Below are 25,180 nucleotides of genomic sequence, written 5' to 3' on the forward strand. Positions count from 1 at the left end.
CACAACTGCTTGCACACCAGTAAGCCCAAAAAAGCTACGATCGCAAAATGGCTAACACTAGAACTGGCCATAAACCAGGCGGGAATACTACACAAATTTCACTATTTTAAAAACAATTGGATTTTGAGCTTATTCTCCAACCCTAAGCAAATGGGGTTTTTGAGGAGAGCGATAGTATAATAGACCTCTTGCAAAAAGCACTTTTGCAAGAGGGGGGAAAAGGGTAAAGAGGAAGGGAACAATACAGAACCTTTTTCCCTTTTCCCGACTTATGCAAGAAGTCTAATGTCTAAGTTAGTTTTGAGGGTTTGTAGTAAGCACTTTAGTGATTAGAAAATAACGACTAAAGCCTTTACTACGAATTTGCTTGCCCATCAATTTAAACTTGACAGACTTTTAGTCAAGATGGGTCAATACTGGCAAAAGTAAAATTTTGGAAATTTGTTAATCTAACCTTATTGGCAGAGGCGAAAACCGCCACAAAGCATAAAACTTTCAGTTTAAATGCACCTTCTAAAAGTTAGGTATTGATTGAAGCAACTTCTACTGAGCCATTTGCCACAGAGCCATCATTTAGAATAGGCTTGCGGGTTTTCAGGTCAAATTTAAAGCCATGTGGCAAAATATGAAGCTTTGCTCCACAAATCGCCAAAGACTCATCCTTCAAAATTTCGCCCATATTGTTATATGTAGCCTCTGATTCATCAACAATTGTAACCGCACCTTCACCAATCACTTCAATTTGGTTATCTGTCACTACCATAGCGGTATTTTCATCAATACCAAATCCCAAGACAGCAGGCTCTAGTATTAAAGCTGAAATTAATCGTCCCAAGCGTCCACGCTGAGAAAAATGCTGGTCAATTACTACTCCTGGTAAAAATCCCATACCTGGGCCCATTTCAACAGTTTCAATCCGAGGATGTGTCTGAGAGTCACCTTCTACAATCATTTTATCTGGCATCACAGCAGCTCCGGCGCTTGTGCCTGCGATAACTATACCTTCAGAGAACCGTTTATGAATCGCCTCATCGATTTCGGTATCCTTAAGAATACTGGTAATACGAGCTTGATCTCCTCCAGTAAAAAATACCCCAGTTGCTTTGTTAATAGCTTCCAATGCGGTAGATGAAGATGCATCTTGGCGCGTTTCTGTATCAAGTATGCGAACATTTTCGGCTCCCAGGCGCTCAAACACTCTAATGTAATTTTCTCCCACTTCTCTTGGTAGTTCTGTGGCTGCTGTCATAATTACAATGTATGCTTTTGTACCCCCAGCGCGTCGTACAAAGTCACGCAAAATTACGGAATCACCCTCTTTATCTTCGGCTCCGCCAATAATTACTAACTGCCGTTTGATATTAGTTTGCACCATGATGTCTCCTGATTTGAATTAATCAATTTCACTAAACCATGACAATTAAAACTATCAAATCATCCCTTTGGTAGATTACTTGATAGAAGTAGGATTAACATTTGCGTAGACGTATACCCCTACGGGGAAGCAACCTACGCGCAGCGTCTCCAAGAGTTGCGGCTTGTCGCTAAAGATGGCAATTACACCAAAAAATTTTCCCGAATAATTACTTACTAAATAAAATCTACAACGTCAACTGCCTCTAGAAAATGCATCTAGAGGCATTCTTAGGCATTGTTGGCTATGTTACTAATTGCCGATTGGAGATTTATTGAGCGATCGCAAGTAATTTGATATTCACTCTAGTTGCCTGCAATTAGATATTTAATGAGAATTCCTAATGAATGCGACTTCTGTAAAGCAAGTTAGTTAAGAAAAAACGTGCTTGTTCTAATGGGAGATGCCTGGGTTTGCCTTGGTAAACAATTTGATATTCATTCATATCCTCTCCATCTCCATGCCCAGAAATCAGCTTTTGGTGAAAAGCTTCCTCAGCAAGTTCTCGAATTTCATCTCTTAGAGCAGCTTGTGTGCTATTCATACTTTGCTCTCTTTTTAATACCCCATATTTATTTATACAATTTTTTAGCTCAGTCTTGCACCTTTCAAAGGTTATATCTTTGATTATTCATGAGGATGAATTTACTGTGATTGATTTCTTACAGAAGAATGGAGATTTAATTATGCCTTGAGGTAGTTGAAAATGCTTAGTGATAGAGTTAGTCTGAGTTCTGATTGACTTAATTGCAAAGCTATCACTCTCCAAAATTAATGCAATCAATCTTCAATCAATAATTCTGAGTAACTACAACTCAGCCTTTAAAATTTAGGGTGTTTAGCCAAAGGTTCGTAATCAATGGTTCTACAAAAAAGCAGTGAATTAACCCGCATTAATGCTAGAAGAACGGATGTATTCGATATTTTCAACTTCAAGCATTATACTGGGCCCAACCCTTATCTAGATGTAGGGGCGCTAGTATTTGATTTTGCTCTAATTGAGTCTAGAGAGCCTTTGCCTATTAAAGATTATATTGCGAGCATTACCGATCGCTATCCAAATCTAGGCAGTCAAACCTACGAATCCCACGCTCATCTATTTGCCCGAGTTGCATCTGAAGTCGGAAAACTTGATATGGATTTACACCTTAACCACTGGAGTGTTAAGCCATATCCAAATTGCACGCGGATTAGCATCCAATCACTACATGAACGCACAACTAGAGAAGTAGTGTACTTTGTTTGGGATTGGTTTGAAGCCATTACCCAAGACGAAGACTTTGCCTTTGATGAACAGCTAGTAAGGCTGCAAGATAAATTTCGTGCATCTATCTACGGTGGCCCCACGGTTTACGCCCTATTGCGAACAGCCTACGAGAAAGGTATTCCCGCCTTTTATTTGTGGGAAGAAGGATTAATGCAATACGGTTTTGGAAAAAAACACGTCCGGGGGGTAGCAACAACATTTAATTGTGATAGCCATCTAGATTCGGAGTTCACCACTCGCAAAGATGACTGTAAAGCATTCTTAAAAACATTGGGCTTCCCAGTGCCTGAAGGTGATATTGTCTTTTCTGAGAAAGAAGCCTTGACAGCAGCAAGAGAAATTGGCTACCCAGTTGCAGTTAAGCCAGTTGTCGGTCACAAAGGAATTGGCGTCACGGCTGATGTGCAAGACTCAAAAGAACTGGTAGCCGCTTATAATCGGGCACTGGCATCGATTCCCGAAGATCAGCTAACCCGAATAATTGTTGAAAAAAGCATCTCAGGATCAGATTTTCGTTTGTTGTGTGTCAATGGTAGATTTGTTGCTGCCACAGAACGCCGTCCAGCATCGGTTGTTGGTGATGGGTACTTAACGCTTGTAGAATTAATTCGCCAAGAGAACCGCAAACCTGCACGTTTAGACACGCCAACTTCGCCAATGAGTAAAATCCAGATTGATGAAGCAATGGAACTCTATCTAGAGGAACAACGCTTATCATTAGACAGCGTAGTTGAGAAGGGACGTACTGTTTACCTGCGTAAAGTCGCTAATCTTTCAGCCGGAGGTATGAGCATCGATGCAACCCAGACAGTTCATGATGACAATATTATCTTGGCGCAAGATATTGCCCAACACTTCCAACTGACTTGTCTCGGTATTGATGTGATTACCAAAAGTCTTGCAGAATCTTGGAAGTCTAGTAATTTTGCCATCTTAGAAATTAATGCTGCACCAGGTGTTTTAATGCATCTTAAACCTTCTGTTGGCGAAAGCGTTGATGTGCCTTCTCATATTTTAGAAACGTTTTTTGAGTCAGGTACAGATGCCAGGATACCAATTATTACCTTTAATAAAATCTCAGTTGAAGAACTGCAAGCGACGATTGATCATATCCTTTTACAACATCCCAACTTGACAATAGGCGCTGTTTGTCGAGATGCCCTTTTTGTGAATCGCTCGAAAAAAGTATTAAGCAAAGATTACAACAGCAATGTTCAAACTTTACTGCGTCATCCCAAACTTGATTTGCTGATTGCCGAGTATGCGGAAGACATCTTAGAAGAACAGGGGATATTTTACCAGAAGAGTAATCTCGTAGTTTTGGATAATCCCACCGAAATTGAGATGATTCTGGTGCGAGATGTTTTCGATAGTTCGACTGTGGTGATTAGAAAAGGCAACGATATTTCTATTCGTCGCAAAGGGTTGATTGAAGATTATACCTTGGGTGAAGATGAACCATTTACGCGGGTTTATTTGAAAGAAACCGGGACGATTTTCTAAATAGGGGATTGGGGATTGGGGACTGGCGAAGAAAATATGAGTAAGATTTGGTTACGATCTCAATCCCTAGTCCCCAGTCCTCAGTTCAAGCTTGCAAAGGTGGAAAGATTAAAGAGCGCTTGGAGTCAGTTAAACTAAAGAAGAAATTGATTAATAAGTTTTAATAATTTTCTTATGAGTACTGCACCTGTTAATTCTCCTGAAAAACCTGAATCTCCATTTGGAAAGCGTCTGAGAAACTTCTTAATTGTAATGGTAGCGATCGCTCTTAGCGTTGCCCTCGTTTTAGGATTACGAACTGAAACAACCTCAGCAACTCTAGCGAAGTTAAGTGAAACCTCCACACCGTTAGAAGTAGCCATCAGCAACGGCAAACCATCTCTAGTAGAGTTTTATGCTGATTGGTGTACTGTCTGCCAGAAAATGGCACCAGATATCACTCAACTAGAAACAGAATATGCTGACAAGATGAATTTTGTCATGCTGAATGTGGATAATACCAAGTGGCTGCCGGAAATGCTGAGATATCGAGTAGATGGGATTCCCCATTTTGTCTTTTTGAGTCAGCAAGGAGAAACCATAGCTCAAGCCATCGGCGATCAACCCCGGACGGTTATGGCTAGCAACTTAGAAGCTTTGGTTACTAATTCGTCTCTTCCTTATGCTCAAGCTAGCGGTAAAGTTTCCAAATTTTCTGCCCCAGCAGCACCAACGACTAATCAAGATGACCCCCGCAGTCATGGCAGCCAAGTAGTAAATTAAAATACAGCGTATTTCAGGTAAATGAAGTACATGGGTAGGGGCACAACATGTTGTGCCCCTACGATTATCTGTACCTTACGCCTGTTGCAATCTGCTGTATCAACTAAAACTATGATGTTTGTAACGAAAATCGTAGTGGTGGTTACTAAACTCGTAACAATGTAACGAAAATTATGATGTTTGTAACGAAAATCGTAGTCGTAGTCACTAAAATCGTAGCAATGTAACAAAAATCGTAGTGGTAGTCACTAAACTCGTAACAATGTAACGAAAATTATGATGTTTGTAACGAAAATCGTAGTGGTAGTTACTAAACTCGTTATTTTAACTAGTAGGGTACGTTAGGTTAAAGCCGTAATCCACCAGTAGACAAACAAAGTGGTGGATTAGGCACTTAATAGAAATATTTTTCATAACTAATCATATCGAAAAATATACGCTTTAAGTTGTTACATAGTTAAATTGCCCATTTAGACCGCTTCATCTAAGAGAATTGCTGCTTAAGACGCTTATGAGCGTACATTAATTTGTCAGATTTGGCGATTAATTGTTCTAATGACATATTGCTTTCCGGTGAGTAACGCTCTATTCCTATACTCATCGAAAGTTCATAGTTGCGGTTTTGCTGTTGATTGAAGTTGGCGATATTTTCTTGCAAATACCTTTGGATAGTATCAGCGTCCTTAAAGTAGGTGGAGATGAAGACAATAAACTCATCTCCACCTAAACGGGCAACAATATCCGAGTTGTGAAAACTTTGCTTGAGTAATCGACCGGCATCAACAATCAAAGCATCTCCCATGTCGTGACCAAAGGTGTCGTTAATCTGTTTTAGCCCATCTAAATCAATGAAGACAACCCAGCAATCCGCTTTCACGCGGTGAGCAGTTTTTAACTCTTGTTCAGCCATCAGGAAGAAACCACGTCGGTTATGCAAACCTGTTAATTCATCAGTGAGTGATGCATGTTTGCGGTTGCGAACTTCCTGAATGAGTTCCATCTGAGCGATCGCTTGACGGGTTAGGCGGCGCAGTGCATCTAACTGCTGGTAACTTAAAAGACGAGGAGTGGTATCGAATACGCACAATGTCCCGATGGCAAAACCATTGGGTGTAACTAGTGGAGCGCCAGCATAAAAACGAATTTTCGGATTACCTTTGACTAGGGGATTATGAGTAAAGCGATCGTCTTTGATGGCGTTGGGAATCACTAATATATCATCTGGTTGAAGAATGGCATAAGAGCAAAAAGACCAATCTCTGGGTGTTTCCCTAGCTATTAATCCCACCTTAGATTTAAACCATTGGCGATCGCTATCAATTAAGCTAATTAAAGCAATTGGAGTTTTACAAATGTAGGCAGCAAGAGCAGTTATATCATCAAATGCCTCTTCAGGTAAGGTATCCAGAATATTGTAGTCTGCCAATGCTTTGAGTCTTTCTGCTTCATTGTCAGGTAGCGGGGCAACTTGTGTTTTCACAGATAAGTGTTTGAACCTTAGCCAAGAAAGTCTGGAACGCTGAAAATTTTGCAACAACCGGAGGATTACCTCTTTAGCAGCAATGCTAGGTGACATAAACATCTGTGCAACAAAGGTTAACATCCGGTTAAATATAAATAAATATTGTATTACATGATGTTGCTCATGTTCTTGGCTTACTCTGTTGTTCATGTCACCCTAGCTTTCAGTGTGCAAATTCCCTAAGTATGAAGATACTTACAAGGTCTTGTGCCCAAAGCCAGCTTGAAAAATATTAATATTAGCTAAAAATTATCAAAACTTATCATCCTATCAGAGTTATTTGTAAATGCTTGATATTTTTAATACTTGCAATTTATGTATATGCACAGAAGTTTCGAGGGTGGCTTCCGTCCCTCGAAACTTTTTCTTCCCATCTTTTGTCTAGCAGATGCTGTGCAAACGATGCAGTAGCTTGGAATTAGATGGGTTTGAGAGCAGCAGATAAATTATTACCTCTTGTCTCTTACCTCCTTCATGAGTTGGAGTACAGAAGTGGACTCACTTTTTCTCGCTACCAGCAACGATTTTGATGTTTCCTTTGGCAAGTGCTTCTAATGCTTCGCCTTGGGCATCTTCTTGCTTCTTCTCACCACCTGCTTGAGCGATCGCTTAATTTTGCAGCACAGTCTGGTTCATCTCTGCGCTTATGTGCAGAGATGAACCGATATAGAGAAACTCAAAGCCTGAAAAACTTTGACCTAAGCATTGTCAGTTAGTGTCAGACAATCCCAAATGGTTGCTCAAGTCTCAAGAGTGATTACAGCAGGAATTAAAATTTATGTAGAGTTTTCCCGATAACCAAACCAACCAATATTGCAATCCACTCTAAATGGTTGCTACAACTTCCCCGATTTTGCTTGTGTCATAACCGCCAAGAACTTCAAATTGCGAGTGAACCAGCCGATGCCCTAAAGTACTGAGCAATTGCTGTACTGGCGCTTCTTCCAGATATTCTTTGAGAATCACTAAGTCATATCGTGACTGATGCAGGGGAATAAGTCCTAGCCCAAAGGTAGTAGCTACAGATGCCGTATACCAATTAATTTGGTTGAAAGCAGCGATTGATACAGTTTTAGTAATCGGTTTCAGCTTTGATGCTTGATAGGAAAGTAACATAAACCGTAGAAAACTTACAAAGCAATTCTGCCGCATGGGTAAATTTTACCCAAACTGAAAATTGTTAATTTTACTCAGAGCAAAATGTATACAGCATTAGCAATACTGCGTCACCTTTACTGTGCAGAAATGAGATGAAATTGCAGTTTTTAGCAAAATAAAAATGGAGAGAGTAATGATTACCGAAGAAGACTTAGCCCAACAATTTACCCTTATTATTGAGCAAGCTCACCCAAAAGCATGGAAATTACTACGCCACTGCTATGTAAAAGTGCTAAATTCTAAATCAAAAGGAGCGTATATTCCTCATGCCAAATATGTCAAAATTTACTGTCCTGACAGACTGATTGCTGCTGTAATAGAAGAAAAGAATTTACTGATAGAAGTGGCAGAATATATGGGGCTAGTTAAAGTTGTTTGCGTGAATGCTACAAATCTGTTAAACGACCCCAAATCGCCGATTAAGAAGGTTTATCCTCAATTGTGGTTAGATTTGATGTGGATTGTTACGCAAAAGCAAGAACTATGAAAACTGAAAATTATTGTAATATTAATGCTGTAAATCCATACTTTTTTAATGTCTTAAAGCACCAAAAAATCTTATGAATCAGCCTTACCTTTCTCCAGAGGATTTGCCTTCAAATCTGACCATTCAATTGAGTGAACTTCTCTTCAGACAACTAGAAGAAGCAACAAAGTAAAAATTTTTCTTAGCAGGCGATGTCTGACGACAAGCCGCTCTGCGTCTACGCATCACCCGCATTTTGTTGTCAAGTTGCCATTGGTATTTCAAAATTAATAGTGGGATTCTAATGTTAATCATGATTTGCCCTGATATAGAAAGTTATCAGAACATCATGACAAGTGTTCCCCAATTCACCGATATGTTGAAAAGATTTACTAACAGAGGTAGGATTACTGTCAGCCCTCCATCTGGCAAAGGTGTACCGTGGGTACTCAGTATAGATGAAATCTTGCCTGAAGAAGGCTCACCGACTGCCTGATAGATACACTGGAAATTATTCCAGGAAAACCGTTACATCAGCAGTATTAATCGCTAAATCAACTTTGCTGCTAAATTTCTGAATACGGTGGAATAATTTTCTCTACCTGGAGTAATTTCCAATATTACATCAAGCTTAAACTACTCTTTATACGACTCTAAAATCCCACTGCGAATCATCAATTGCGGCCAAAACAATACAAAAAATACCATCCATGTTCCTATAGGAATAGAGACGAGAACTGTTAGCCAGATAGTTTTAAATAGTAACCAGCTACCACCAATCAGTGTTACCCCTGTAAGAACTATAGACCAGGGCTGACACCACCAAGGTTTGTAGTTCCAAGGACTTATGGGCTTTTGTTCAGACATTAGTTTTTTTAGTAAAACTCCAAATATTTCCTATAATAGTACCCTTGAGGGTACTATTAAAATTTTATTCCGTAACTAATATGAGTATTAGCAGCAGTTTATTGGTATTACTTGCAATAATTTTTGGTCATTACTAAATAATAAACTGAAGCTTCCAGACTTTAAACTGTAAATATGGGAGATCCTTCAATGTCAACTGTTTTAGGAGAATTTATTAATTTAGCAAAAATTCAGTCTACCAAAACTATAATCAAACTTACCGAATCCGATGTTGACACTATCAAAGAAATTCAGATCCTACTTAAAAAGAAAGGTCTTTATAAAGGTGAAGTTGATGGTATTACAGGCGATTTAACCCAAAAAGCATTTGCAGAATTCAAAGAAAGTGTTTGGCTAGATTCTCCAGAATTGTTAGGAGCATCCGCAGCTGCTGCATTACTAGAGATAGCAGCGGATCATAAAGTCACTGAACAAAATGATCGCTCAGAACCTATACCTGAATCAAGTAAAGGTAGTAAGACTGGTAGTAGTATGAAGCTACCAAATGGAACTATTGTTTATGAGAATGAATTGATCGTAATTGGTATCCCTTTAACTTGGGGAGAGTTCACTAAAAAGATGTACCAGGGCTCCAGAGTCAAACGCGATCGCTAACAATATTATCAAAGCAGCAAAAGGTTTTGGTAAGATTCGCGATCAATATGGTAGTGCAATCCAGATTACTTCTGGTTATCGTCCGCCCCATATTAATAGACAGCAAGGAGGCGTTCGTGATTCTCAGCATATCCAAGGATTAGCAATCGATCTTGACCCCCTTGATGGCAACTTACAGCGTTTATTTCAAGTTTGTCGCGCTTCTGATTGCACGGGATTGGGAAGAGGAATGCATAGAGGTTTCGTGCATTGTGATTGGCGTCCTGGCAATCGCGTAGTTTTTGATTATTCTTAAACAGTATCGTGATGACTTTTTAATATAGCAATCAGATTTGATTTGTGAAAAAATTTAAGTATACGTAGCGTGCGTTAGCGTAGGGCATAACATACGCTACATATATATTTCAAAAATTAAATATGAGTCCCATATATCTTGACAGATTAAGTTTTATCGTATTCTATTTTTCCATAGTCAAGTTTGATAATTCGGTTTGCTAAATGAAAATAGTGATCGTCATGGCTAATCACTAGCACTGTTTTACCCCGCGATCGCAGATCTGGGAGAAGTTGAGTGTAGAATATTTCTTTGAATACTGGATCTTGATCGGCTGCCCACTCATCAAATAGATAAATTGGTCGATCTTCCAAGTAGGCTGTGAGCAAAGCTAGGCGTTTCCGTTGTCCTTGGGAAAGTGCTGTGGTAGAAAGTTGCCCATTTTCAACTTTAACTTTATGGTCTAGTTGCAGTTGTTTTAAATATTTTTTGGCTTGAGCATCCAAGTCAGAATTTTTTAATCCTAAAAGTTCCTCAAATAAATAAAAATCGGAAAATACTACGGAAAAATGCTGGCGATACCATTCTCGATTCTGTTCGCTAATTAACTCTTCATCAAACAAAACTTCGCCATCTTCCGGTATATAAAGTCCAGTAATTAGTTTAGCTAATGTAGATTTTCCACTACCATTACCGCCGACAATGAAGACTAATTCTTGAGGATAGAGTGTCAAATCTATGGGGCCAAAAATAAAGCTATTGTCTTCTTGGTCTGTGTAGTAAGTGTGGGTAACACTTTTAAATTTTAAGCTGTGCCAGTCAGATTTAAGGGCGGGTGGAACAGTGGATATTTCAGTTCGACTAGCTAGAGATAAACCCAGTGATTCGATTTTTTGTAACGCAATGCTGGCTTTGCTTAATAAGGGAAGTTTGCTGATGATGTTATCCATCGGCAACACCAAGTAAGTGAAAGTCAAAATGTAGCCAGAGAGAGTTTCAGGATTGATAGTAAGTAGATTAGGTAATACAAACAGTACAAAACCGAGGGCAAAAAAGAATATGAGTTGACCCCAACTTGAAGTTATGGCAAAAAGGCTTAGACCATTAACGTTGTGATGACGAAACTCGTTAGCAGTTGATTGTAGTTTCTCTTCTAAAAAATCTTCACGCCGCTTGTAGTTTAGTTTGAGTTCCTTAACTCCTTCGGTAATCGTGCGAAAATGTTTAAACAGATGATCTTCATCTTCACGAGCTAGGGCGAGTAATTGTCCGCCTCTGTTGAGTAGCCACTGACAACTAGCGATCGCAACTACTGAAATTCCACATACCATCAACAATACTAACCAAGAAAGCCAGGTTATATATGTTATACAACCCAAGACGATTGCTAAATTAATAAAGATAAAAGGCATCTGATAAACAGCATTAGCAACCGCCTGAATATCTTCTGTTAAAGTTGCCAATAATCGAGGATTCCCTAAGCGTTCCAGATGACTCAACTCGGAAGCAAGAATCTGGCGACTTAGACGCATCCGTAATTGCAAGACTGCATTCTGAGAAAGACGAATCAGCATCACTTGAGAAATGATACTGGTAATTAGTGCAACAATTGCCAGCCCCGCAAAACCCGAAATTATCGATGTGAGGCGGGAAGCACTACCGCTACTTGCAGCATGGCTAATTAAGGCAATCAAGCCAGCGCTACTACCGCCACTCAAAAATCCGGTAGCGATCGCGATCGCTACCATCCCCCAAGAAGAACGCAAAAGAAAGTAAATCAAATTCATAACAAATGCCTATACCCAGTTGGATACAACAAAAAATGAAAATCTCTCTTTTTATGTCCCATGCGCGATTTCCATAATAGTTGTTTGCCAACCAATTAAATTTGCATTGCTAGGGTAGATTTTATATTTTACCAGTTAAACACCCTTTCAAATATGACGATGAATCAGGCAGAAGACAGCTAGGACTTTGCTTTGAGCAAAAATACATTTCTAATTACTTCTGCCTCTTGCCTTTCTTTGGTAAGCTAGTTGGAATTACAGCTAATTCTGTCAAGAAACTGTCAAATTACCTGCTCAGTTTTCCAGGGTGAAATTTGCGATGACTGTGAATTTAAAGTCTTTAGAGAATCAAATTAACGTAGCGGCCGATTCCAAAACCGCTCCTGTGACTCAAGGAACCCGCTACGTTCCTTCGCACCATCGACGCATTCTGTGTATTTTTCCCAAGTACAGCCGCTCTTTTGGTACTTTTCATCACGCTTACCCACTTATGGGTAATGTCCGGGCTTTTATGCCACCCCAAGGTATTTTAATTGTGGCTGCTTACTTACCTAAAGAATGGGAAGTCCGGTTTATTGATGAGAATGTTAAATCAGCAAGTAGAGCTGATTACCAATGGGCTGATGTGGTGATTGTGAGTGGAATGCATATCCAAAAACCACAGATTAATCAAATTAATGAACTTGCCCATCGAGCCGGAAAAATCACAGTTGTCGGTGGCCCCTCAGTATCTGGGTGTCCAGAATATTACCCTGATTTTGATATTTTACATTTGGGTGAATTGGGAGATGCTAGCGATCGCATGATCGAATATCTAGACCAAAACACTCAACGTCCCCAAGCGCAAATTCGCTTTGAAACCAAGGAACGTTTACCCTTAACAGAGTTCCCCACGCCAGCTTATCATTTGCTGAATATCAACGATTATTTCCTGGCAAATGTCCAGTTTTCCAGTGGTTGCCCTTATCACTGCGAGTTTTGTGATATTCCCGAACTCTATGGCAACAGTCCTCGGATGAAAGCGCCAGAGCAAGTAGTCGCGGAGTTAGACGCAATGCGACAATCTGGCAATTTGGGGGCAGTGTATTTTGTTGATGATAACTTTGTTGGCGATCGCCGCGCCGCCATGAAGTTACTTCCGCATCTGATTGACTGGCAAAAACGCAATGGCTACCCGATCCAGTTTGCCTGCGAAGCAACGCTCAACTTAGCTCAAAGTCCAAAGCTGCTGGAAATGATGCGCGAAGCTTATTTCTGCACAATCTTTTGCGGCATCGAAACACCAGAACCAAATGCTCTCCATGCGATTTCCAAAGACCAAAATCTGAGTATGCCAATCTTAAAAGCGATTCAGGTTTTAAATAGCTATGGCATGGAAGTCGTATCAGGAATCATCATCGGCTTAGATACAGATACACCAGAAACCGCAGATAGAATTATCGAATTTATGCGGGCATCGCAGATTCCCATGTTGACAATTAACCTGCTTCATGCGTTACCGAGAACTCCATTATGGCGGAGATTAGAAGCAGAAGGACGACTTCTCTTTGATGAAAGCCGCGAATCAAATGTTGAGTTTTTGATGCCCTACGAGCAAGTTATTGAGATGTGGCGGCGCTGCATTACAACTGCCTATGAGCCAGAATTTTTATATCAGCGGTTTGCCTACAATATAGAACACACCTATCCAAATCGCATCGAAGTTCCTAACAGCCCAGCTCGCACTTCTGCGGCTAATATTCGCAAAGGTTTAACTTATTTAGCTAATATTTTGCTGCGGATAGGCTTATTTAGTAACTATCGCCAGACTTTCTGGAAAATGGCCAAGCCAGCACTAAAAGCAGGTAATATTGAAAACTTGATTCACGTTGGACTTGTCGGACATCACTTAATTAAGTTTGCCCAAGATTGCGCCAAAAATCAAGAATCGGCTTCGTTTTATTCTCAAAAAATTGTTACGAAAGTTCGTAGCTAACATCACAAGTAAAATAAGTTTTGAGAAGCTGAAAGTCTGTTAAAAGTAAATACAGAACTCTAGAAAAGTAACCTGAAAGACACACTTGCGATACTTCCCTGGAAAGACGCGATCGCACTGCTACCTGCCTAACATTGTAAGGGTTGAAAGCCCACAGTCCACGCAGAAGTATTTGGTAGCTAAAAAAGCAAGCCATCGCAAAGGAGTGTGGAGCGGTTACATAGGAGTTTTGGATGGTTATGAACAGTTCGTTGACCCGACCCTTGGCTGTTGTGACAGGTGCTTCCAACGGCATCGGTTACGAACTCGCTAAACAGTTTGCTCAAAACGGCTTTGATCTTCTAGTTACAGCCACCGGATCGAGCATTAACGAAGCGGCTCAAACTTTTGAGGGGCTAGGTGCTAAAGTTGAGACGGTGCAGGCTGATCTGGCTAGTTATGACGGTGTTGAGACGCTCTACAACCAGATTAAGGCGACTGGGCAACCAGTGGATGCGATCGCTATCAACGCGGGTGTTGGTGTTGGCGGTGAGTTCGCCCGTGAAACCGACTTGAAAGACGAACTCAATCTGATTAACCTGAATGTCGTATCCTCTGTACATCTTGCCAAGCGGGTGGTGAAGGATATGGTTGAGCTTGGCAAGGGTCGAATACTTTTCACATCGTCGATTGCTGCCCTGATGCCCGGCCCGTTTGAGACAGTCTACGCCGCCTCCAAAGCCTTTGTGCATTCTTTTTCAGAAGGGTTACGCAACGAATTGAAGGATACGGGCGTTACCGTCACCGCGCTCATGCCGGGGCCCACCGATACCAATTTCTTCCACCGTGCAGGTATGGACGACACAAAAGTGGGCACAGATCAAAAGGACGATCCGGCTGAGGTCGCCAAGCAAGGTTTTGAAGCTTTGATGGCAGGCAAAGATCACATCATCGCCGGTTCACTAAAAACGAAGCTTTTGGCGAATGTTAGTAAGGTTTTACCTGATACAGTCAGTGCTGAACAGCACCGCAAGCTCAGTGAGCCAGAGTCAGGCAACAACTAATTTGCACCTAATCAAGCAAATATGCTCAGTTAGCACTGCTTTTAAGCTGCGATCGCCTGGGCTAACGGCATCAGCAAAGGTAATCGCGCAGTCGGCAATCTCACATATTTGTCAAAGTCGTAACGGAGGATTCATGCAAATTCATCATCTCAATTGCGGCTGTATGTGCCCGATTGGTGGGGCCCTCTTCGATGGCTTCAGTCGCGGCCCGAAAGCTCATCTAGTCTGCCACTGTCTGCTCATTGAGACAGAGCAAGGACTTGTTCTCATTGATACTGGCTTCGGACTGCGCGATATCAAGTCGCCTTACTCTCGTCTCAGCCCGTTCTTCATTCATTTCAATGGCATCCAGTTTGATAAAAAATACACGGCACTCGATCAAATTGAGCGGCTGGGATTTTCTGCGCGAGATGTGCGTCATATTGTGCTTACCCACCTCGATTTCGATCATGCCGGTGGTCTAGAAGATTTTCCAGAAGCAACCGTACACGTAATGCAGACTGAGATGGAAACCGCCCAGGATCGGCATGGCTTCATCGCTAAACGCCGCTATCGTCCCGAACAGTGGGACGAGGTTAAGCACTGGAAGTATTATTCGGCGGGAGGCGAACCTTGGTTCGGTTTTGAAGCAGTACGTAACCTCGACGGGCTACCGCCAGAGATTCTCCTCATCCCTCTTGCTGGTCACACACGGGGTCATGCTGGCATCGCCATTGATACACCAGAGGGTTGGCTTCTACACGCAGGTGATGCCTACTTTTATCGGCACGAAATGGACTCAGCCAAAAGACGATGCACGCCAGGTTTCCGTGCCTACCAATGGATGATGGAAGTGGATCGCAAAGCTCGATTGCTCAATCAAGATCGGCTACGCGCATTATCAAGCGATCACAATCAGGGCGTGCGCCTCTTCTGTAGTCATGATGCTATGGAGTTCAAAGCGTTCGCTGACCAATCTAGCCCTCAAAACGAGAAAGTTCATCAATAAAAATCTATAACTTTAGATGGATGTGGTAATTTGCAGTGTTAGAGATATAGAAAGACCACATCAAATTCAAGTTCATCTATGACTACAAAGCCTTGGGATGCTCAACTTGCTTACTGGCTAGTTCGGCCTCTAAAAGACAGTTGGGTAAACCCTAATCATCTCACCACAGTGCGACTTGTAACTGGGTTGGCGGCTGCCCTCGCGCTTGCAGTTGGCGATGCCATTTGGGTTAATATTGGGGCATGGTTATTTGCTTTATCCAACTTTCTCGATCACACAGACGGTGAATTAGCTCGTTTGAGTGGGAAAACCAGCAAATGGGGACATCAGTATGATCTTGCTAGTGACGCTATCATCCATATTCTATTATTTGTGTGTATTGGATACGGTCTTAGAGAGGGAAAATTTGGTTGGTGGGCGTTGCTGATGGGGATAGTATCTGGCGTGTCTGTTGCTTGCATCTTTCATTTGCGAAACGAAATGGAACAGCGTTTGGGTAAACAAGCCAGTCGTCAACCAAATTTTGCCGGGTTTGACATTGAAGATGTCCTGTATTTATTTCCTATAGTTACTTTACTGAATGGATTAGAAGCGTTATTAATGGCAGCGACAATTGGTGCGCCAACCTTTGCAGTATGGGTAATTTGGCAATTTCTGGCACTGCCGCAGTCTGAATCGAACTAATATAACAGCCCATTGGGTAGAAAGCCAATAAAACAGGCTTTTTAGCTTTATTGCATACATAATCAAATTTTGCGATCGCCACCGGAAAGGGCGAGTACGCCATCGCACTACCGATAAGTGGAAAAATGACCCTTGGTTTAAATAAACGTCCTACCTAGATTGAGCTACTGCAAGCATTTCCTCCTCGTCCTATCAACATTGAGGAGGAGTAAGGTAACTAGTACCTGCCTTCAGCCTTCTACCTATATTCTCCAATTACCTGGATTTTACCCACAATGTTGCTGTTTAACTCTTCCAGTTCTTCGGCTGGAATCCACCATTCTGTATGATATGAAGCCCCAACTTGATGAACTTCATACTTATCCATGAAAACTTTCTTAACTTCAAACCGTGTAACATAACCTACGCCACTGTCCCTAATATTCCATTTAGTAGCAATTTCCTGGGCATACTGCTCGTTTGTAACTGGGTAAAAAATTGGCTGTTCAGGTAGTCTCGGCGGCCATTTGGTGTAGTCGCTTTGTTTAACTAGTTCTAGCTCTTTTGGCCCAGTAGGGCGATACAGAGTTAATGTTTCTTCCATGTTAAGAATTAGTTAATATACGTTGAATTGAGCAAAATACAGTCATTATAAAATACTGGGAAAATTTCCAGATTTACTGGTGTCTAAGCTACTGTTGGTGATTTGACGATGAAGGCAATTATCTTAGCTGCTGGCGTTGGACGACGCTTAGGTAAAGACGGGCAAATCCAACCCAAATGCTTGCTGAAATTTAACGGCAAATCTCTATTAGAGCGCCATTTTAACTATCTCCGTCATTACCAAATTGATGAAGTAGTGATTGCTGTGGGTTATCAAGCACAAAGAATTCAGGATGAAATCAAAGCATTAGGAGCCGAAAATTGGGTCAGTACAATTTATAATCCTGATTACACCAAAGGCAGTGTAATTAGCCTTTGGACTGTACGTCAGCATTTACTTGCTGGCAATGACATATTATTAATGGATGCAGATGTATTGTGCGATCGCTGCATCATCGAACGACTGGTAAAGACAAATATCCCTAACAGTTTCTTGCTGGATCGAGATTTTGAACCGGGAGATGAACCTGTGAAGGTTTGTGTTAGAGATAATTATCTAGTGGAGTTTCGTAAACAAGTAGCTCCTGGTTTGACTTATGATTTTGCCGGCGAGTCAGTAGGATTCTTTCGTTTTGGGAGTGCAGTTGCTCAACGTCTTGCTACTCGCACAGAACAATATGTTGCAGATGGGCTAGATAATGAACCTTATGAAGAAGTAATTCGGGATCTATTATTAGAAACTCCAGAAGCATTTGGCTACGAAGATATCACTGGATTACCTTGGCTAGAAATTGATTTTCCCCAGGATATTCAACGTGCCCAAAACGAGATTTTACCTCAGATAGAAGTCGCAGAAAATGTCTGAAAATATCTTTGAAAGAATTCAGGAGTCAGGAGTCAGAATTCAGTATGAATTATTTGCTACTAGCGGGTAAATCAAGGGGTTGAGAATACCCATTAAATATCCGATTTAGTGGTCAAAAACATAGTTGCGGTTTTGAATCTCCCACGAATTGATTCTGAATTCTGAATTCTGGCTTCTGAATTCTTCTTTCATTATTACTATAGGTTGAAAAAAGCAGAATAAATGCATCAAATATTTGCACCCAATGATACCTCTGCAAAATTAAATAAATGTGCCCAATTGCGAGTATTACTAGAATCGCCTCAACTCGACTTCATCATGGAAGCTCACAATGGGATTAGTGCCCGGATTGTGGAAGAGGCTGGATTTAAAGGAATTTGGGCGAGTGGATTAGCCCTTTCGGCTCAATATGGCGTTCGAGATAATAATGAAGCCAGTTGGACTCAAGTTGTAGAAATGCTGGAGTTTATGTCTGATGTCACCAGCATCCCTATTTTGTTAGATGGGGATACTGGTTATGGCAACTTTAATAATATGCGTCGCCTGGTTAAAAAGTTAGAACAGCGAGGCATTGCTGGAGTCTGTATTGAAGATAAGCTTTTTCCTAAAACCAACAGCTTCATCAACGGGAGTCGCCAAGCTTTGGCTGATATTGATGAATTCTGCGGCAAAATTAAAGCGGGTAAAGATAGTCAGACAGATCCAGATTTTTGCATCGTCGCCCGACTCGAAGCTTTGATCGCCGGCTGGGATCTTTCGGAGGCACTGCGCCGAGCTGAAGCTTATCACGCTGCCGGAGCAACCGCAATCTTGATTCACAGTAAATCATCGCGCCCCGATCAAGTGCTAGCCTTTGCTAAAGAATGGGCGGGTCGTTCTCCGTTAGTGTTTATACCGACTAAATATTACAGCACACCTACTGATGTTTTTCGCAAAGCCGAAGTTAATTTGGTCATTTGGGCAAACCATTTGATTCGAGCTGCTGTTGCTAGTATGCAAGCGATCGCCCGCGAAGTTCAAGCCAGTGAAACTTTAATCAACATTGAAGATGATATTGCTCCGGTAAAGGAAATTTTCCGGCTACAGGGCGCGGATGAACTCTTAGAAGCCGAAAAACGTTACTTTAGCAACGGACAACAACATACCCAAGCGATCGTTTTGGCTGCTAGCAGAGGACAAGAGTTAGCAGGATTGACGCAAGATAAACCGAAAGTGATGTTACCCCTTGGAGGTAAACCTCTACTCAGGTTATTGATGGACAAATTCAAAAAACTTGCCATCAACGATATTACCGTTGTCGCAGGTTACAAAGCAGAAACTATCAATGTTCCGGGGACTAAAGTCATCCGCAACCCCGATTATGAAACAACAGGAGAATTAGCATCCTTAGCCTGCGCTCAAGCCAGCTTCGGCGAAGAGATGCTGGTGCTTTACGGGGATTTACTATTTAGAAGCTACATCCTGCAAGACTTATTAGAATGTCCCGGAGAAATTGTGGCTGTAGTTGATTCTGTGGGGAACAGCAAGTCTGTTAGCGGTTCACCTGACTACGCCTATTGCTCAATTCCAGACGATCTTTCTCTGTTTGGACAGGATGTCAACCTGTTGAACATTTCTAAAACGACACAAACGCAATTAGGAAAGTCTAGCGGACGCTGGATTGGGATGTTGCGTCTGCGGAGTCAAGGTAGACAGTGGTTGAGTGAAGCACTCAATGAGTTGCAAAAACGACCGGAATTTAACAGTTTGGGTTTACCAGAATTATGCAATTATTTAATCGAGCAAGGAAAACCGATCAAGGTGCTTTATATCCGCGGTAACTGGTTAGATGTTAATTCTTTGGACGATCTTGACCTTGCTTTTCAATTAAAACAATAGAAAGTGGGGAGTGAGCAGGTGAAAATTTTGAACTCTGAAGTTCATGAAGCTCTGAGAGGATGTTTTAAAAGTCCTCTTGTTGGTAGCAAAAGGTTTTAGATCCCCCTAAATCCACGCCAGTTGCTCATGGGGAAACCCCCTTCTATACGAGACGCTCCGCGTTGGCGGAAGTCTCTCGCAGAGAAGGCGCTAGCCTCTCCCTTTGGGAGAAGACCGCACTGGCTCCCCGATAAATTGGGAGACTTTAATTCCGGTTCCCCCCTTTTTAAGGGGGGATCTAGAAGTGCCTAAAATCACAGCTAACTACTTTTCAAACAACCTCTGAGGTTCATCGGCGAAGCTCTGAGGTTCATCGGCGAAGCTCTGAGGTTCATCGGCGAAGCTTTGAGGTTCATCGGCGAAGCTCTGAGGTTCATCGGCGAAGCTCTGAGGTTCATCGGCGAAGCTTTGAGGTTCATCGGCGAAGCTTTGAGGTTCATCGACGAAGCTTTGAGGTTCATCGGCGAAGCTCTGAGGTTCATCGGCGAAGCTCTGAGGTTCACCGACGAAGCTTTGAGGTTCATTAACGAAGCTTTGAGGTTCATCTACAAAGCTCTGAGGTTCATCGGCGAAGCTCTGAGGTTCATCGACGAAGCTTTGAGGTTCATTAACGAAGCTTTGAGGTTCATCTACAAAGCTCTGAGGTTAAAGTTTTGAGTTCTGAAGCTCAAGTTTCGCTTTCTAAAGTCGAAGTAATAATCTTTCCTCCCTACTCCCAACTTCCCACTCCCCATCTCAATCGTCTAAATACCTGAAAATTGCTGTAAATTTTTAATTATGATCCAGGCACAAGAATTTGTAGAAGCTGCGCGTAATCTTGGCTTTGGATGGTACACCGGCGTACCCTGTTCTTTTCTCACGCCTTTTATTAACTACGTCATCAATGACGTTCAACTTAAATATATCTCCGCAGCCAATGAGGGAGATGCTGTAGCGATCGCAGCTGGAGCCGCAATTGCTGGTAAACCTGCTGTGGTGATGATGCAAAACTCTGGTTTGGGAAATGCTGTTAACCCGTTAACCTCCCTAACTTATATCTTTCGGATTCCAATGCTGCTGATTTGTACCTTGCGAGGCGAACGCCATTTACAAGATGAACCGCAACATCAATTAATGGGGCAAATCACAGATAAATTGCTGCAAACAATGACTATACCTTGGGAATTTTTTCCCACAGAAGCAGCAGAAATAGAACCCGTTCTGCAAAGAGCCACAGCCTATATGCAACAAGAGCGCCATCCTTATGCTCTAATTATGCGTAAAGGAACGATTGCCCCCCATGCGCTCACCCGTTCTTCTATTCCCGAACGAGAAAATAGTGCTAGCGCTCATATTCAGCAAAGCTTTTTTCGGGATAACAAAGAACAACGCATTTCTCGTAGCGAAGCATTAGCTGGGATTGTGGAACTTACCGATCCAGAAAACACTGTAGTAATTGCTACCACCGGCTACATGGGGCGCGAACTCTTTGCTAGTAAAGACAGCGCCAATCATCTTTATATGGTCGGCTCAATGGGTTGCGCTTCCTCAATGGGGTTAGGATTATCTTTAGCACGTCCAGACCTCAAGGTAGTAGTGATTGATGGCGATGGAGCAGCATTAATGCGAATGGGTAATTTTGCGACTATCGGCACTTATGGCGGTGCTAACTTGACCCATATTCTCTTAGATAATGAAGTCCACGATTCCACAGGCGCGCAAGCCACCGTTTCGGCAGGTATTTCCTTTGCCAAAATTGCCGAAGCATGCGGTTATGGTGTCACATTAGACGGAGATGATCCCGCTCTTTTAGATGCCTTATTTACCGCAGATGCTAACACCAGACCTAAATTTGCTCATTTAAAAATTCGTCCCGGAACTTTAGAAAATCTACCCAGACCCAACCTTACCCCGGAAGCCGTTTTACAACGCTTTATGAAACACATTGGTAATTCGTAATTAATAAATTCAATGATTTTACTAAATCCCGGCCCCGTCAATTTGAGCGATCGCGTCAGAAATGCCTTGTTGCGTCCTGATTTGTGTCACCGTGAAGTGGAATTTTCCCAACTTCAAACCAGAATCCGCGAACAGCTACTTCAAGTTTATGGTCTTGGAAGCGACTGGGCAGCAGTTCTTCTCACCGGTTCTGGAACCGCCGCGATGGAAGCTATGATCAGCAGTTTAGTACCCACAGGCGGTAAATTACTAGTAATTGAAAACGGTGTATATGGCGAACGACTATCCAAAATCGCCAAAATCCACGGCATTAATTACATCACACTTTCCCATCCTTGGGATGCCGAAATCGATATCAACGCTTTAGTCAAACTTCTGGATGAAAACGCCGACATCACCCACCTTGCTGTCGTCCATCACGAAACTACTACTGGTCGCTTAAATAATTTAGCGGAACTTGCGCCAATATGCCAAGAACGCCGCATCAAACTATTAGTAGATGCAGTCAGCAGCTTTGGTGCTGAGGAAATAAATTTTGCAGATTGGGGAATCATCGCTTGCGCTGCGACAGCGAATAAATGTCTGCATGGCGTTCCCGGAGTGTCCTTTGTCATCCTGCAACGGGATGCACTGCCGTCAGTAGATACAATCCCCCGTACCTTATATTTAGATTTAGCAACTTATTGCCAGCAGCAAGACCGAGGCGGCACACCTTTTACGCAATCAGTACAGACGTTTTATGCCTTAACAGAAGCTTTGCAAGAAATGGCAGAAGCCGGGGGTTGGCGTGCTAGACACAGCCATTACAACCAACTTGCCAGCTTAGTCAGAGACGGTTTAGCCTCAATGGGAATTAAACCTTTACTTCCTTTAGGAAGTTCATCTGTGGTTTTGAATGCCTACTATTTGCCAGATAATTTCAGCTATGAAGAATTTCACGACCAACTCAAAGCACAAGATTATGTCATTTATTCTGGACAAGGAAATTTAGCACAATCTATTTTTAGAGTATCAACAATGGGAGCTATTACTCAGGTTGATATGGAACGATTTCTTACTGTTGTTAAACAAATTATTTCCAAAGACAGTAATTAAACCTGTCCATAATATTAATTTTGTGTCCAAAAAGCGGCTGCAATTAGTATGTAGGGGCACAAGGACTTGCGCTCCTACAAATCTAGAAATAATTTAGGATAATACCAATTAAAATAATGTTTGCGACACATCAATTATTTGTAAGGGCACAACAATGTTGTGCCCCTACCCATCTGTCGCATTCTTTTTTCAAATTGGTATAATTTATTTTTTGTAACACAACCAAAATCTCTTGCGAGTCTGCTTCAACTGGCTTGTTATGCCGCTTCCTATTTGCCATCATAAATGTTTGTAATAAGGACGATACGGGTAGCACTCAAAGCCAGCACGCTTGTAAAAAGTAAAAAGCCAGGGCTTTTCATCAGAGATATCACCACTTAGGGTTATTGCTCCACAGATTTTTGCTTCTCGCGCTAAAAGCTGTAAAACTGATGCTCCCAAACCTTTGCCACGTTTTTCAGGAACAATGTAGATTTCATCAATTGTCGCTAAAATTCCACCAAACTCAAAACTGAAACTAAAAGTCAAAACCGCATAGCCGACACATGAGTTTGTAATAATCATCCAAAGCTTCACGAGTTGAGGGGAATCAAATGCAATATGTATTCGCTCTCGATAAACTTCTGTATTAAAATTGATGTTTTCTTCTTGATTGAAGCCTGACATGAACTCAAGTAGCAAGTCAATATCTTGGCTCGAAGCTTCTTTAAGTTCTAGGTTGCTGTACTGGGTCATCTTCTAGATCGTCGCTACTAAAACATGATATTGAAACCGTTATATTATGAAATTACTAATATATTTCAGCGAATTAAACTGGCGAAACAACTACTGAATATAGAAGCCGGGCAATCTCTCAAAATGTATACATAAATGATACAGCAGTTTGCAAATAGGTGAGGTACAAAATGCAGGACTAAAAATCAGATACAAAGAGTTTCTACCTCTTACCTCCAGCAATAAATGCCTTCTGCTTCAAAGTGCATCGCTTTGTACTTCATATAAAAGAAAACTGCTGTATTACGAATTATTTTAACAGGGCATTAAAGCATTAAATCTCCCCAGTACTGCCATATCTTCTTCATCTAACTCCGTCGGAATGCCACTGCGAATCAATTCCGAAAAGTCTTCATTAGGAACCATCACAGTCAACGTGTACAAGCGAGTAGAACCAGTATTTTTAATCAAATGAGTTCCAGTAGGAGGCACTAATAAACTATCTCCAGCTTTGATCGTGGCACTCTTGCCGTCACACATAGCGATCGCTTCCCCTTTGAGGACAAAAAACATTTCCACCGCCCACTGATGGCGATTTGGCGGTGTTTGTCCACCAACATCAAAAATCTCAATACAGCAAGTCAAGGAAGTATTAGCATTTGTTGAATCAAAGATAATTGCTAATCGATTAGAGTCGTTGGGACTGATGCGATATACTTGGTAATCTTTAGGAGATTTGATCACCGGAATTACACAACGAGTAGCGTACATTTATTTATCCCCTCTGAAGTTATCGATGGGTACGAAAATTCCTAAAATCTAAGTCTTGAATATTGAGTTTTTAGTTGTATCTCTAAATTACAAAAACCCTAACTACTCTTAACTCCTCACTCCTCACTCTTTTGCAACGCTGTTAAAATCTCTTGCGAACCACTGACAAAACCGAAGCATTGTTTGACGTTATACAATGTCGCCTGCCAACAATATTCAGGAGAAGTTGTGGCGGTGCAGTCTTTAACTAATACGCAGTCATATCCTAAAAAGCTGGCATCACATAACGTAGCAAGCACACATTGATCAGCATTAACACCAGCAAAAAATAATGTTGTCTTTCCTAGATTCCGCAAAATACTATCTAATGGCGTGTCCCAAAATCCGCTCATGCGGTATTTGTCCACATAAATATCTTCGGGAATCTGTTCTAGTTCGTCTACTATTGCTGCGGCCCAACTACCTGCCATGAGTACTCTAGCACCATTGCTTGGCAGTGGATCGCCCAATCCCACACCTTCCCCTGTGGGATTATAAACGTGGCGCGAACTAGCACTAATATTGAGCAAGTCGGGACGATTGCCCCAATTTATCCAAATGACTGGAACGCCAACCTCACGCAGTTCGGGAAGTAAGTTGTTCAAAGGTTCAATGGGTTGACGCGCCGGAATTACGTCCACGCCGATATGCGCTAACCAGCCATCAGGGTGACAGAAGTCGTTTTGCATATCAATGACGAGGATAGCAGCTTTTGCCAAGTCTAGATGCAGGGTTTTAGTTTCTGTTGATAAAATAACGGGTTGTGGAGTCTTTTGAGGACGAGTGATATCTGCGATCGCATCATTCACTGTCCACGCATTTGGTGGAACTCCCAATGTCCGTAGTGGTAAATTCATAAAATTCCAATACCCAACACCATTTTCTATTTTGTAAC

General features: G+C 41.7%; 25 protein-coding genes and 1 pseudogene. 16 read left to right on the plus strand and 10 right to left on the minus strand.

All coding sequences use genetic code 11. From position 1 onward, the window contains the following. Positions 1–520: 520 nt before the first annotated feature. Complete coding sequence (locus H6G97_RS19220; RefSeq protein WP_190942313.1) at positions 521–1,375, minus strand: cyanophycinase; 855 nt, start codon at positions 1,373–1,375, stop codon at positions 521–523. Between the two features lie 379 nt (positions 1,376–1,754). After that, entirely contained in the window at positions 1,755–1,958 is a 204-nt protein-coding gene (locus tag H6G97_RS19225) for a hypothetical protein (protein ID WP_190942314.1), read from the minus strand. 315 nt (positions 1,959–2,273) lie between these two features. Between H6G97_RS19225 and H6G97_RS19230 the strand changes: the two genes are divergently transcribed. Further along, a complete protein-coding gene (locus H6G97_RS19230; protein WP_190942315.1) occupies positions 2,274–4,184 on the plus strand; it encodes an ATP-binding protein in 1,911 nt (636 codons plus the stop codon). A 174-nt stretch (positions 4,185–4,358) separates the two neighbouring features. Continuing rightward, on the plus strand, positions 4,359–4,946 hold the full coding sequence (locus H6G97_RS19235; RefSeq protein ID WP_190942316.1) for a thioredoxin family protein: 588 nt from the start codon (positions 4,359–4,361) through the stop codon (positions 4,944–4,946). 484 nt (positions 4,947–5,430) lie between these two features. Here H6G97_RS19235 and H6G97_RS55410 read toward each other — a convergent pair whose 3' ends face one another. After that, a complete protein-coding gene (locus H6G97_RS55410) occupies positions 5,431–6,618 on the minus strand; it encodes a diguanylate cyclase domain-containing protein (RefSeq protein ID WP_190942317.1) in 1,188 nt (395 codons plus the stop codon). Positions 6,619–7,022: 404 nt separating this feature from the next. Here H6G97_RS55410 and H6G97_RS19245 point away from each other — a divergent pair, with 404 nt between their 5' ends. Continuing rightward, positions 7,023–7,184, plus strand: a complete 162-nt coding sequence (locus tag H6G97_RS19245) for a hypothetical protein (protein ID WP_190942318.1) — start codon at positions 7,023–7,025, stop codon at positions 7,182–7,184. Between the two features lie 109 nt (positions 7,185–7,293). Here H6G97_RS19245 and H6G97_RS19250 read toward each other — a convergent pair. Next, positions 7,294–7,500, minus strand: a pseudogene (locus H6G97_RS19250) (substrate-binding domain-containing protein); the annotation flags it as partial. A 259-nt stretch (positions 7,501–7,759) separates the two neighbouring features. Between H6G97_RS19250 and H6G97_RS19255 the strand changes: the two are divergent. Both H6G97_RS19255 and H6G97_RS55415 read left to right on the plus strand, forming a co-directional pair. Then, positions 7,760–8,113, plus strand: a complete 354-nt coding sequence (locus H6G97_RS19255) for a hypothetical protein (protein ID WP_190942319.1) — start codon at positions 7,760–7,762, stop codon at positions 8,111–8,113. Between the two features lie 283 nt (positions 8,114–8,396). Next, complete coding sequence (locus H6G97_RS55415) at positions 8,397–8,588, plus strand: hypothetical protein (protein ID WP_338421774.1); 192 nt, start codon at positions 8,397–8,399, stop codon at positions 8,586–8,588. A 140-nt stretch (positions 8,589–8,728) separates the two neighbouring features. Here H6G97_RS55415 and H6G97_RS19265 read toward each other — a convergent pair whose 3' ends face one another. Then, entirely contained in the window at positions 8,729–8,959 is a 231-nt protein-coding gene (locus tag H6G97_RS19265) for a DUF6737 family protein (RefSeq protein WP_190942320.1), read from the minus strand. A gap of 189 nt (positions 8,960–9,148) precedes the next feature. Here H6G97_RS19265 and H6G97_RS52620 point away from each other — a divergent pair, with 189 nt between their 5' ends. Continuing rightward, positions 9,149–9,613 (plus strand): peptidoglycan-binding domain-containing protein, encoded by a 465-nt coding sequence (locus tag H6G97_RS52620; protein WP_242054994.1) that lies wholly within the window; start codon positions 9,149–9,151, stop codon positions 9,611–9,613. 7 nt (positions 9,614–9,620) lie between these two features. After that, the gene (locus H6G97_RS52625; RefSeq protein ID WP_338421776.1) at positions 9,621–9,908 is read left to right on the plus strand and encodes a D-Ala-D-Ala carboxypeptidase family metallohydrolase; all 288 of its coding nucleotides are present in this window, start codon (positions 9,621–9,623) and stop codon (positions 9,906–9,908) included. A 146-nt stretch (positions 9,909–10,054) separates the two neighbouring features. Here H6G97_RS52625 and H6G97_RS19275 read toward each other — a convergent pair whose 3' ends face one another. Then, on the minus strand, positions 10,055–11,674 hold the full coding sequence (locus tag H6G97_RS19275; protein ID WP_190942321.1) for a cyclic peptide export ABC transporter: 1,620 nt from the start codon (positions 11,672–11,674) through the stop codon (positions 10,055–10,057). Between the two features lie 319 nt (positions 11,675–11,993). On the opposite strand from H6G97_RS19275, the gene H6G97_RS19280 reads away from it, so the two are divergent. The 4 genes from H6G97_RS19280 to H6G97_RS19295 all read left to right on the plus strand — a co-directional run bounded on the left by H6G97_RS19280 (position 11,994) and on the right by H6G97_RS19295 (position 16,364). Next, positions 11,994–13,649: a B12-binding domain-containing radical SAM protein gene (locus tag H6G97_RS19280; protein WP_190942322.1), complete on the plus strand. Its 1,656-nt coding sequence runs from the start codon at positions 11,994–11,996 to the stop codon at positions 13,647–13,649. Between the two features lie 233 nt (positions 13,650–13,882). After that, positions 13,883–14,692 (plus strand): SDR family NAD(P)-dependent oxidoreductase, encoded by an 810-nt coding sequence (locus tag H6G97_RS19285; RefSeq protein WP_242054995.1) that lies wholly within the window; start codon positions 13,883–13,885, stop codon positions 14,690–14,692. After that, entirely contained in the window at positions 14,667–15,680 is a 1,014-nt protein-coding gene (locus H6G97_RS19290) for an MBL fold metallo-hydrolase (protein WP_338421775.1), read from the plus strand. Before H6G97_RS19285 ends, H6G97_RS19290 begins: the two co-directional genes overlap by 26 nt. Before the next feature lie 78 nt (positions 15,681–15,758). Beyond that, entirely contained in the window at positions 15,759–16,364 is a 606-nt protein-coding gene (locus tag H6G97_RS19295; RefSeq protein ID WP_190942323.1) for a CDP-alcohol phosphatidyltransferase family protein, read from the plus strand. Positions 16,365–16,602: 238 nt separating this feature from the next. Here H6G97_RS19295 and H6G97_RS19300 read toward each other — a convergent pair whose 3' ends face one another. Next, entirely contained in the window at positions 16,603–16,947 is a 345-nt protein-coding gene (locus tag H6G97_RS19300; protein ID WP_190942324.1) for a hypothetical protein, read from the minus strand. A gap of 108 nt (positions 16,948–17,055) precedes the next feature. Between H6G97_RS19300 and H6G97_RS19305 the strand changes: the two genes are divergently transcribed. The 5 genes from H6G97_RS19305 to H6G97_RS19325 all read left to right on the plus strand — a co-directional run bounded on the left by H6G97_RS19305 (position 17,056) and on the right by H6G97_RS19325 (position 22,761). Further along, positions 17,056–17,811 (plus strand): phosphocholine cytidylyltransferase family protein, encoded by a 756-nt coding sequence (locus H6G97_RS19305; RefSeq protein ID WP_190942325.1) that lies wholly within the window; start codon positions 17,056–17,058, stop codon positions 17,809–17,811. Positions 17,812–18,033: 222 nt separating this feature from the next. Next, a complete protein-coding gene (gene aepX / locus H6G97_RS19310) occupies positions 18,034–19,689 on the plus strand; it encodes a phosphoenolpyruvate mutase (protein WP_190942326.1) in 1,656 nt (551 codons plus the stop codon). A gap of 384 nt (positions 19,690–20,073) precedes the next feature. Beyond that, on the plus strand, positions 20,074–20,385 hold the full coding sequence (locus H6G97_RS19315; RefSeq protein ID WP_190942327.1) for a hypothetical protein: 312 nt from the start codon (positions 20,074–20,076) through the stop codon (positions 20,383–20,385). Positions 20,386–20,505: 120 nt separating this feature from the next. Continuing rightward, on the plus strand, positions 20,506–21,666 hold the full coding sequence (gene aepY, locus H6G97_RS19320) for a phosphonopyruvate decarboxylase (protein ID WP_190942328.1): 1,161 nt from the start codon (positions 20,506–20,508) through the stop codon (positions 21,664–21,666). A gap of 12 nt (positions 21,667–21,678) precedes the next feature. Next, positions 21,679–22,761, plus strand: coding sequence for a 2-aminoethylphosphonate aminotransferase (locus H6G97_RS19325; RefSeq protein WP_190942329.1), 1,083 nt, complete (start codon positions 21,679–21,681; stop codon positions 22,759–22,761). Positions 22,762–23,040: 279 nt separating this feature from the next. Here the strand turns inward: H6G97_RS19325 and H6G97_RS19330 are convergent, their stop codons facing one another. The 3 genes from H6G97_RS19330 to H6G97_RS19340 all read right to left on the minus strand — a co-directional run bounded on the left by H6G97_RS19330 (position 23,041) and on the right by H6G97_RS19340 (position 25,142). Next, on the minus strand, positions 23,041–23,496 hold the full coding sequence (locus H6G97_RS19330) for a GNAT family N-acetyltransferase (RefSeq protein ID WP_190942330.1): 456 nt from the start codon (positions 23,494–23,496) through the stop codon (positions 23,041–23,043). 294 nt (positions 23,497–23,790) lie between these two features. After that, the gene (locus tag H6G97_RS19335) at positions 23,791–24,246 is read right to left on the minus strand and encodes a cupin domain-containing protein (RefSeq protein WP_190942331.1); all 456 of its coding nucleotides are present in this window, start codon (positions 24,244–24,246) and stop codon (positions 23,791–23,793) included. Positions 24,247–24,362: 116 nt separating this feature from the next. Continuing rightward, complete coding sequence (locus H6G97_RS19340; RefSeq protein ID WP_190942332.1) at positions 24,363–25,142, minus strand: cysteine hydrolase family protein; 780 nt, start codon at positions 25,140–25,142, stop codon at positions 24,363–24,365. Between the last annotated feature and the right edge of the window lie 38 nt (positions 25,143–25,180).

It is taken from the genome of Nostoc flagelliforme FACHB-838, assembly GCF_014698065.1.
Taxonomy (GTDB): domain Bacteria; phylum Cyanobacteriota; class Cyanobacteriia; order Cyanobacteriales; family Nostocaceae; genus Nostoc; species Nostoc flagelliforme_B.

What these genes read in the sequence shown, in the direction of transcription:
- aepY (WP_190942328.1), top strand. Translation starts at nt 20,506, where the DNA reads ATGATCCAGGCACAAGAATTTGTAGAAGCTGCGCGTAATCTTGGCTTT.
- H6G97_RS19280 (WP_190942322.1), top strand. Translation starts at nt 11,994, where the DNA reads ATGACTGTGAATTTAAAGTCTTTAGAGAATCAAATTAACGTAGCGGCC.
- H6G97_RS55410 (WP_190942317.1), bottom strand. Translation starts at nt 6,618, where the DNA reads ATGAACAACAGAGTAAGCCAAGAACATGAGCAACATCATGTAATACAA.
- H6G97_RS19245 (WP_190942318.1), top strand. Translation starts at nt 7,023, where the DNA reads ATGCTTCGCCTTGGGCATCTTCTTGCTTCTTCTCACCACCTGCTTGAG.
- H6G97_RS19305 (WP_190942325.1), top strand. Translation starts at nt 17,056, where the DNA reads ATGAAGGCAATTATCTTAGCTGCTGGCGTTGGACGACGCTTAGGTAAA.
- H6G97_RS19295 (WP_190942323.1), top strand. Translation starts at nt 15,759, where the DNA reads ATGACTACAAAGCCTTGGGATGCTCAACTTGCTTACTGGCTAGTTCGG.
- aepX (WP_190942326.1), top strand. Translation starts at nt 18,034, where the DNA reads ATGCATCAAATATTTGCACCCAATGATACCTCTGCAAAATTAAATAAA.
- H6G97_RS19285 (WP_242054995.1), top strand. Translation starts at nt 13,883, where the DNA reads ATGGTTATGAACAGTTCGTTGACCCGACCCTTGGCTGTTGTGACAGGT.
- H6G97_RS19225 (WP_190942314.1), bottom strand. Translation starts at nt 1,958, where the DNA reads ATGAATAGCACACAAGCTGCTCTAAGAGATGAAATTCGAGAACTTGCT.
- H6G97_RS19340 (WP_190942332.1), bottom strand. Translation starts at nt 25,142, where the DNA reads ATGAATTTACCACTACGGACATTGGGAGTTCCACCAAATGCGTGGACA.
- H6G97_RS19330 (WP_190942330.1), bottom strand. Translation starts at nt 23,496, where the DNA reads ATGACCCAGTACAGCAACCTAGAACTTAAAGAAGCTTCGAGCCAAGAT.
- H6G97_RS19275 (WP_190942321.1), bottom strand. Translation starts at nt 11,674, where the DNA reads ATGAATTTGATTTACTTTCTTTTGCGTTCTTCTTGGGGGATGGTAGCG.
- H6G97_RS19325 (WP_190942329.1), top strand. Translation starts at nt 21,679, where the DNA reads ATGATTTTACTAAATCCCGGCCCCGTCAATTTGAGCGATCGCGTCAGA.
- H6G97_RS19335 (WP_190942331.1), bottom strand. Translation starts at nt 24,246, where the DNA reads ATGTACGCTACTCGTTGTGTAATTCCGGTGATCAAATCTCCTAAAGAT.
- H6G97_RS19265 (WP_190942320.1), bottom strand. Translation starts at nt 8,959, where the DNA reads ATGTCTGAACAAAAGCCCATAAGTCCTTGGAACTACAAACCTTGGTGG.
- H6G97_RS52620 (WP_242054994.1), top strand. Translation starts at nt 9,149, where the DNA reads ATGTCAACTGTTTTAGGAGAATTTATTAATTTAGCAAAAATTCAGTCT.
- H6G97_RS19220 (WP_190942313.1), bottom strand. Translation starts at nt 1,375, where the DNA reads ATGGTGCAAACTAATATCAAACGGCAGTTAGTAATTATTGGCGGAGCC.
- H6G97_RS19255 (WP_190942319.1), top strand. Translation starts at nt 7,760, where the DNA reads ATGATTACCGAAGAAGACTTAGCCCAACAATTTACCCTTATTATTGAG.
- H6G97_RS19300 (WP_190942324.1), bottom strand. Translation starts at nt 16,947, where the DNA reads ATGGAAGAAACATTAACTCTGTATCGCCCTACTGGGCCAAAAGAGCTA.
- H6G97_RS19230 (WP_190942315.1), top strand. Translation starts at nt 2,274, where the DNA reads ATGGTTCTACAAAAAAGCAGTGAATTAACCCGCATTAATGCTAGAAGA.
- H6G97_RS19235 (WP_190942316.1), top strand. Translation starts at nt 4,359, where the DNA reads ATGAGTACTGCACCTGTTAATTCTCCTGAAAAACCTGAATCTCCATTT.
- H6G97_RS55415 (WP_338421774.1), top strand. Translation starts at nt 8,397, where the DNA reads ATGTTAATCATGATTTGCCCTGATATAGAAAGTTATCAGAACATCATG.